Annotated in this window: 8 protein-coding genes, 1 tRNA gene and 2 rRNA genes; 4 read left to right on the top strand and 7 right to left on the bottom strand. The window is 50.7% G+C overall.

The features are described from left to right. The 3 genes from AC1DWB_RS29870 to cydS form a co-directional block, all read left to right on the top strand. Window positions 1-357 (top strand): cytochrome ubiquinol oxidase subunit I (locus AC1DWB_RS29870; protein ID WP_477544742.1); only part of this gene is annotated, 357 nt, incomplete at its 5' end. Next, window positions 354-1,379: a cytochrome d ubiquinol oxidase subunit II gene (locus AC1DWB_RS29865; RefSeq protein ID WP_477544741.1), complete on the top strand. Its 1,026-nt coding sequence runs from the start codon at window positions 354-356 to the stop codon at window positions 1,377-1,379. The genes AC1DWB_RS29870 and AC1DWB_RS29865, both read left to right, overlap by 4 nt. Window positions 1,380-1,403: 24 nt before the next feature. Then, on the top strand, window positions 1,404-1,505 hold the full coding sequence (gene cydS / locus AC1DWB_RS29860; RefSeq protein WP_477544740.1) for a cytochrome bd oxidase small subunit CydS family protein: 102 nt from the start codon (window positions 1,404-1,406) through the stop codon (window positions 1,503-1,505). A gap of 21 nt (window positions 1,506-1,526) precedes the next feature. On the opposite strand, the gene AC1DWB_RS29855 is transcribed toward cydS, so the two are convergent. Continuing rightward, entirely contained in the window at window positions 1,527-1,823 is a 297-nt protein-coding gene (locus AC1DWB_RS29855) for a response regulator transcription factor (protein WP_477544739.1), read from the bottom strand. Between the two features lie 202 nt (window positions 1,824-2,025). On the opposite strand from AC1DWB_RS29855, the gene AC1DWB_RS29850 reads away from it, so the two are divergent. Continuing rightward, window positions 2,026-3,480 (top strand): stalk domain-containing protein, encoded by a 1,455-nt coding sequence (locus AC1DWB_RS29850; RefSeq protein ID WP_477544738.1) that lies wholly within the window; start codon window positions 2,026-2,028, stop codon window positions 3,478-3,480. A 132-nt stretch (window positions 3,481-3,612) separates the two neighbouring features. Here the strand turns inward: AC1DWB_RS29850 and msrA are convergent, their stop codons facing one another. The 6 genes from msrA to AC1DWB_RS29820 form a co-directional block, all read right to left on the bottom strand. Further along, window positions 3,613-4,161, bottom strand: coding sequence for a peptide-methionine (S)-S-oxide reductase MsrA (gene msrA, locus AC1DWB_RS29845; RefSeq protein ID WP_477544737.1), 549 nt, complete (start codon window positions 4,159-4,161; stop codon window positions 3,613-3,615). Window positions 4,162-4,250: 89 nt separating this feature from the next. After that, on the bottom strand, window positions 4,251-5,168 hold the full coding sequence (locus tag AC1DWB_RS29840; protein WP_477544736.1) for a polysaccharide deacetylase family protein: 918 nt from the start codon (window positions 5,166-5,168) through the stop codon (window positions 4,251-4,253). A gap of 9 nt (window positions 5,169-5,177) precedes the next feature. Next, on the bottom strand, window positions 5,178-6,479 hold the full coding sequence (locus tag AC1DWB_RS29835) for an MFS transporter (protein ID WP_477544735.1): 1,302 nt from the start codon (window positions 6,477-6,479) through the stop codon (window positions 5,178-5,180). 319 nt (window positions 6,480-6,798) lie between these two features. Then, window positions 6,799-6,875, bottom strand: a tRNA-Pro gene (locus AC1DWB_RS29830). A gap of 33 nt (window positions 6,876-6,908) precedes the next feature. Continuing rightward, a 5S ribosomal RNA gene (rrf, locus tag AC1DWB_RS29825) occupies window positions 6,909-7,025 on the bottom strand. A gap of 112 nt (window positions 7,026-7,137) precedes the next feature. After that, window positions 7,138-7,359, bottom strand: a 23S ribosomal RNA gene (locus AC1DWB_RS29820); the annotation flags it as partial.

Genomic DNA, 7,359 nt, shown 5'->3' with positions numbered 1-7,359 from the left:
TACATGACCATAGTCATTGCGCTATTCATGCTAGCCTTGTGGCGCAAGCAAGGTAATCCATACCGCCGCTGGCTGCTGCGGCTGATTATCATCGCTGCCCCGGTCGCCATGTTGACGATTGAACACGGCTGGATATTCTCCGAGGTAGGACGTCAGCCCTGGATATTGCGAGGCTTGATGCGTACATCCGAAGGCGCGACTACATCCGAACATGTCGATACGATGCTGCTCGTGTTCTCGCTTTTGTATATCTTGCTTGGCATTACCGCGGTTCGCGTATTGACCCGGATGTTCCGGACCAATCGGGCCGAAGATGAGTTGCTCGCACGCGAATTGGAAGGAGACGACCCTCGATGAGCTACGAAGTGCTCGGCATTACAGTGCTCTGGCTATTCCTATTCGGCTACTTGATCGTAGCCTCGATCGACTTCGGCGCCGGATTCTTCAACTATTACAGCTCGCTTACCGGCAAGCGCCATCTGATTCAGAGCATCATTGAACGTTACTTGTCACCCGTGTGGGAAGTGACCAACGTGTTTCTTGTATTCTTCTTCGTCGGGTTTATCGGGTTCTTTCCCGATACAGCCTTTTATTACGGCACTGCTCTACTCGTACCGGGAAGCGTGGCCATCGTTCTGTTGGCGATCCGCGGCTCCTATTATGCATTCAGCACGTATGGATCACGTACGAACCGTACGTACATGCTGCTGTACGGAGCGAGCGGACTGCTCATTCCAGCTGCGTTGTCTACCGTATTAACGATTTCCGAGGGTGGGTATATTGAAGTCACAGGCGCCGGCAACGTGCAGTTTCTGTTCGGCAAGCTGTTCACTAGCGCCTACTCCTGGTCGGTTGTTGCACTTGCACTTGTGAGTGTGCTGTACATTTCAGCGATGTTTCTGAGCTATTATGCGGATAAGGCAGGCGATCGGCAAGCTTTTGAAATCGTCCGTAAGTACGCTTTGGCGTGGAGTATTCCGACGATTATGGCCAGCCTTCTCGTGTTTTTCTCGATTCGTGGGCACAACTATGAGCATTATAAGAACATGATCTCGCTTTCCTGGATGTTCGTGCTCTCGTTCCTCTGCTTCCTAGTCGCCGTATACATGGTTTGGACGCGCAAGCGGCTCGGACTGGCCTTTGTCTTCGTCATGCTGCAGTTTGCATTTGCTTTCTTCGGGTATGGGGCGGCACATCTTCCGTATATTCTGTATCCGTATTTGACCATACACGACAACTTCACGAACGAGTCTATGGCAATTGCATTGATCGTCGTGTTCATACTGGGCTTGCTGCTGCTCATACCGTCGCTCTATTTGCTAATGCGGCTGTTTCTGTTCAATGCCAAGTACGTCCAAGGTAAGTTTGATAAACATTAATTGTGGAAAGGCAGGGGAAGCGAAATGGAATCTTTTCTAATACTCGGGTTGCCTCTTTTCGTTGTTATAGCGGCGGTCGTCGGACTGTTCCTATGGGGGGCGAAAGGCTCCATATCCGCAAAGTGAGGGACACTTACTTGGAGCTAGCTAGGCGAATGTCTCTTCGTACAGAAAGTATCGTTCACCATATAACGCCACTTGAAAAATAAGCGATAGCATTTCCCGTGTCGAGTTGGTGCCCGTTTTCAAATGAATATTGGCCAAATGGTTCTTAATGGTCTTCTCTGAAACGTACAACATCTCGGCCATCATTCGATTGTTGCATCCGGATAGAGCGAGTATTTGGACCACTTTTCTTTCGCGGCTTGTTAAGTTGTATCGGTCCCCTATGAGTTCAAATAAACGATCAGATGCAGGGTGCAGTAGCCAGGATTGATTCAGCATTGCTCTGTCACCTCCTTGATCGACAATAAGATTAGACCCAGTATGCGTCAAAAGTTTTAGATATTTTCGCGAATGGTCCAAAAGTATCGATGTCTGTTCTAAGGAATCTGCCGCCGTCTTAAGATGTCTTGCTCATTCGAATGGTATAATGATCTGGATGACGATCCGATTATTCAACCCGGCAAAGGAGACCGACCGACTCATGTTCCACTCGAAAGCAATCCATTGTGGCATCACCTTACTTCTAGCCGCAATACTCCTCGGCGACACCGCTTCGGCGTCCGCTCAATCCTCATCTTCTGTTAACGTCGATACCGTTCAATTGTCCGCACTGGGCAAATCGTTCAAGGTTAACGTTGTCTCCATCGACTTGACTGATCCTTCATTAGAACTCGCCCCTGCCTTATCGTTGGGTGGAATCGGACATGACGAGCCATTCTCCGCCATAGTGGAGCGAGAACATGCGGCAGCCGCTATTAACGGCACCTTCTTCAACTCTTACGAATCGAATCCGTACAATCGTTACCCAAATGGACTTCTTCTGGAATCCGGCGAATTGATGCATTCCGGGGACAATCAGACCTTATTCGTAAGCAAAGACAAAGTGCCGCAAATCGAGCTAATCAGTACCAGTATGGCCATGCATGTACAGTCCGGCACCAACACATACACCGTTAAGCCTTGGGGAGTTAACAAGTACTTCGATGACCCTAACTCGGATCAAGTTGTCCTGTACACTCCGGATTTCGGCGCCTGGATCGGCTTCACGAACGGAGTAAAGGCCGTTATTAGCGAAGGCCGGATCACGCACATGACTGAAGAAGCCGTTCAAGTTCCCGCGGACGGATATGTGCTGTTCGTCGGCAACAGCCTGAACAACCAGACTTACCTGTTGCCGAACTTGCATGTGGGTGACACCGTTACCTCTGAGCTGCTGGCAAGCGGAGAAGGCGGTCAGACGCTTGACGCGAGAAGTTGGTTGGCCGCCATCGGCGTTGGACCTAAGCTTGTCACGAGCGGCGTGACTGACCTGGATTACGGCCGAGACGGCTTCACCGACCCGAAGATCACCCAAGCTTCAGCAATGCGCAGCTTCGTCGGGATCGATGAAGCAGATCGGATCGTGATGGGGACGGTCGCGGGCGCGACGATGCCGGAGTTGGCCGTAATAGCTCTGCAGCTCCGCTTGAAAGAAGCGATGAACATGGACGGAGGTTCCAGTTCCGCACTGTACGCCAACGGTACGATGCTTACGACCCCTGGTCGCGAGTTGAGCAATGTATGGGTCGTCCGCAAGCTGGACAAGCCTAGCGTACAGATTGAGCTGAACGGCCAATTTATCCCGGATTTCAAAGGCTACATCGTCAACGATACGACCGTTGTTCCGATCCGCCCTTTTATTAACGCATTGAAAGCCGAATTCCAGTGGGATGCTGCAACGCGTACCGCCACTATTAAGAGCGGTAGTAGCGTAATGAAGCTAATGGATGGCAGTATGTCCGCTCTAGTGAATGGCGAGTCAGTACCACTCCCTGTCCCTTTACAGATTGGGGATGACAGTCGAATGTACGTACCGCTTCGTTTCGTAGCTGAGACCTTACACGCCACAGTGAGCTGGAACGATCGTGTGTACCGGGCTTCTGTAATGATGCCCTAACTCCCTGAACGTCATAAGTACGTCCCCGTGGGCTGGTGATCCAGTTCATGGGGACGTTGTATTTGTTGATGCCACAAGTCATGGTTGTAGTCTCAGGCTGTCTAAGACTTTCTCAGGCTGTTAGATCAGGTCTTATGTCCAATGCTTCTGGATGAATTCGTCTCGGCCGGACATTGCGCGATCCTCTTTGTAATGCGTCGTATTCTTCCGATGATAGTTCTGATGGTACTCTTCCGCCGGGTAGAAGACGCTTGCCTCCATAATCTCCGTCACGATCGGAGCATCGAACCTCCCACTTGCAGCAAGCTCCTGCTTGGACTTCTCGGCCAACTCGCGTTGGGACTCCGTATGGGTGAAGATAACTGCTCGGTATGACAAGCCCCGATCCTGGAATTGCCCGCCGTCGTCTGTCGGGTCAATTTGCTGCCAATACAGCTCTAACAGCTTCTCATACGGGAACACTTCCGGCTGAAACCGGATTTGTACTACTTCCGCATGTCCTGATTTACCTGCCTTCACTTCTTCATAAGTCGGTCTAGCCGTCGTTCCCCCCATATAGCCTGATACGATGCTGAGAATGCCTGGCTGCTCTTCGAATGGCGTCACCATACACCAGAAGCAACCTCCGGCGAAAGTGGCTAGCTCTGCTAGTAGCGAAGTTTCATGTGTATGTATTGTCATGTTGATTCCTTCTCTCTGGACATGGTATCACCCTGTTGAATCTCAGACCCGAATAGAGACTATATTACCCGATCACAGGACGGCAGTCACTAATTGCGGCTCAACAATGACTGGGCAAGTCTGAACGCTGACTTCAACCGCGGCCTCTTCCTATTGGCAAGCACATAGCGATAATCCGTCAACAGGATGCTAGCATCCTTAAGCGCATAAGCGAAATCATCGTCGAGCATGAGCCTATACTCCCACACTCGCTTATCCCATGAAGGAATCAGCTTCCGCAACTTCTCGTCCTCCACTGCAGGATGGATGTACGTCTCCGATATCCCTTCCGGCAAGTCATACAGCTTCTGAATGAGCATCGCCTTGAAGCTGGTATACGTCTCGCCATCTTCTATGTGATACGGGTGTGTGAGCAAATAGTCGGGAACAGGCACTCCTAGCGTATCCGCTAAGGCAACGACCTTGCCTAACGTCTTCTCTGCCCCAGGAATGGAAGCTAGGAACGCGTCGCTGCTATAAATGTAGCGGAACAAGCGGAACGGCAAGCCTTTTCTGGAACAAGCCCACAACGTCTGTGGCAAGTAGCTACGACCTGTCGCCAATCCGTATAGGCTGCCCATGTGGTTGTCCGCATGCGTAATCTGGATTCCGGCTTTTTTCACAGCATCGAATTGAGCCTGGATTTCCGCACGTACGGCCTGTGGATCAGCGTTCTTCTCGAACGCTTCTACGGTCATATGCATATGTCCTGTTTCATCATGGAGCGAGGCGTGTCCAGTCAGGCTAGGGAAGCGGACCGCCTCATATTCGCTCGTGAACGTCAGATGCAGACCAACGTTCGCAATCTCCTTCTTCTGCACCCACTCCGCAGCTTCTTGAAATCCGAGCGCGGGAGGCATGATCGTTGCCGACGACACTTTCCGCTCCTCTAGCAAATGCATGATTGCTTCATTCGCCGCCCGACTTTGGCCGAAATCGTCACAGTTTAATATTAAGGTTCTACGCATGGCTCCTCCTCAATCTTTGGAATCGGGGGTTGCTTTTCCGTTATCTTGAAAACTTCTAACGAATAAAGAAATGATGAAAGAAACAACCAACAGACAGAGCGGCACAACACTAATCAACACCTTGAACGTGGTCTCTGGGTCGGACCCTGGATCATCCCCGCTCACATACCCGAACATCATGCCCACAATCCAGAAAGCCAATGCGGATATTAGTCCACTTGATCGGGTTATGAACCCAGCTACAGCCGTGTAGACACCTTCTCTTCGCTGACCTGTCTTCTCCGTGTCCCGATCTATGATCTGACTGCTCACCATTGGAGGCGTGACCAAGAAGCCGGCCAGTCCGAAGCCTACGATGATCCCGGCGATAATCCCACCTGCAAGGTTCGTACCGAACCAGAGCGGAATGGCACACAAGCCATACACCGCTAAGGATAGCCGCCACGATCTGAATCCGCCAAGCTTCTTGACGATCACATACCAGACCGCAACAAGTGGGATGACGGAGACGAAGATCGAGGCGAGCAGAAGCGAGACTTGTGATTCTGGGATGTGCAGCACATACTTGGCATAGAACGGGATCATCGAACTGAGCAGCCCATTCACCGTCTGAGCGAACGAGTTCGCGATGTTGAATATCCAGAACTCCTTATTCTTCAACGTCGCTCGGAACGCCTCCGTGAACTTGAGCCTAGGTTCCTTGCTTGCTTCCTCGTTCTCCTTTACGGATACGACAAACAATAACATGAAGACAGCGAAAGTAAGTGCGTAGATCACCGACATTTGACTAAATCCAAGTGCATCGAAGATGATAGGCGTCAACGCCGATCCGATTAGAATCGCTACAATTTGAAAGCCTTGCTGGATCGCAGACGCCTTCGCCCGCAATTGATTGCCCACGAACAGTTCCGGGAATAATGCGCCGTAGTTCACCCACAGAATCGTAGCAACACCTTCATACAAGATTAGTGCAATGAGAAACCAGACGAACAGATCATTACCCGCCAAGCCTTCAGGTACAGAGAACACCATAATGAATGTGAGCATGAATAATGGAATCGCTGAGTAGATCCAGGGTTTGCGCCGACCATAGCGTGTTCTGGTTCGATCCGACAAGTAGCCGAAGATCGGTTGATTCACTGCATCCCAGATCAGGTAGATGGTTCTAGCCAGCGTGGCGAGTCCTATGCCAAGTCCGAGCTTCTCTACGTAATAATAACTGTAGAATGCACTAAAGGCTTGGCTCGGTATCATCATCGCGAACATGCCCATTGCGTAGATCATTGGTGAGTTTAGGAACTTGTTTCTCATTATCCTTACCTCCACATCATTGTAACATTGTAAGCGTAATCATTTATAACATCATCATACCATAATTTTACATTCGCAGCACTAAGAAACACCAACCACCTCTGGAGCAGATCGCTCTAGAGGTCCGCAGATTCACAGCCATTAACGGTTCTACGGTCCGCAAGCGGGTGAATTACCGCAGTTTCGTAACGAATAGCGGCTCCTATGTCCGCTTCTCCGTGCAAGTACAATCAAGTTGAATTTTCTTTAACGTAGCAAAAGAGCAGAAGCCTGATCAGGCTTCTGCTCTCATTATGTACATGAAATAATGGATGACTTATGGTCGGGACGACACGATTTGAACATGCGACCCCCTGGTCCCAAACCAGGTGCTCTACCAAGCTGAGCTACGTCCCGACATCTTAGCAATATTATAACAAGTAGCAAATCGCTTGGCAACGTCCTACTCTCCCAGGACCCTGCGGTCCAAGTACCATCGGCGCTGGAGGGCTTAACGGTCGTGTTCGGGATGGGAACGCGTGGTTCCCCTCCGCCATCGTCACCAAACGAATTGCGYGGGCCCCRAAGGGCGATACAGAGAAATTATTCCCTGAAAACTGGATGCGAAAGCGGTAACGAGCCGCAACTTGTRTAACTGGTCACTCCGGGTAAGAGTGAATWGGATAAGCCCTCGACCGATTAGTATTCGTCAGCTCCACACATTACTGCGCGTCCACCCCGAACCTATCAACCTCGTCGTCTACAAGGGGTCTTACTAATTGGGAAATCTCATCTTGAGGGGGGCTTCACGCTTAGATGCTTTCAGCGCTTATCCCGTCCGTACTTAGCTACCCAGCGGTGCCTCTGGCGAGACAACTGGTACACCAGCGGTACGTCCATC

The sequence above is a fragment of the Paenibacillus sp. P4_E11 genome (assembly GCF_056401635.1).
The sequence above is the reverse complement of the archived record's forward strand: the minus strand, read 5'-3'. Positions and strand labels throughout refer to the sequence as shown.

Bases quoted from the DNA above. Each gene is read 5' to 3' on its own strand.
- AC1DWB_RS29840 (WP_477544736.1), bottom strand. From the start codon at position 5,168: ATGCGTAGAACCTTAATATTAAACTGTGACGATTTCGGCCAAAGTCGG.
- AC1DWB_RS29865 (WP_477544741.1), top strand. From the start codon at position 354: ATGAGCTACGAAGTGCTCGGCATTACAGTGCTCTGGCTATTCCTATTC.
- cydS (WP_477544740.1), top strand. From the start codon at position 1,404: ATGGAATCTTTTCTAATACTCGGGTTGCCTCTTTTCGTTGTTATAGCG.
- AC1DWB_RS29835 (WP_477544735.1), bottom strand. From the start codon at position 6,479: ATGAGAAACAAGTTCCTAAACTCACCAATGATCTACGCAATGGGCATG.
- AC1DWB_RS29855 (WP_477544739.1), bottom strand. From the start codon at position 1,823: ATGCTGAATCAATCCTGGCTACTGCACCCTGCATCTGATCGTTTATTT.
- msrA (WP_477544737.1), bottom strand. From the start codon at position 4,161: ATGACAATACATACACATGAAACTTCGCTACTAGCAGAGCTAGCCACT.
- AC1DWB_RS29850 (WP_477544738.1), top strand. From the start codon at position 2,026: ATGTTCCACTCGAAAGCAATCCATTGTGGCATCACCTTACTTCTAGCC.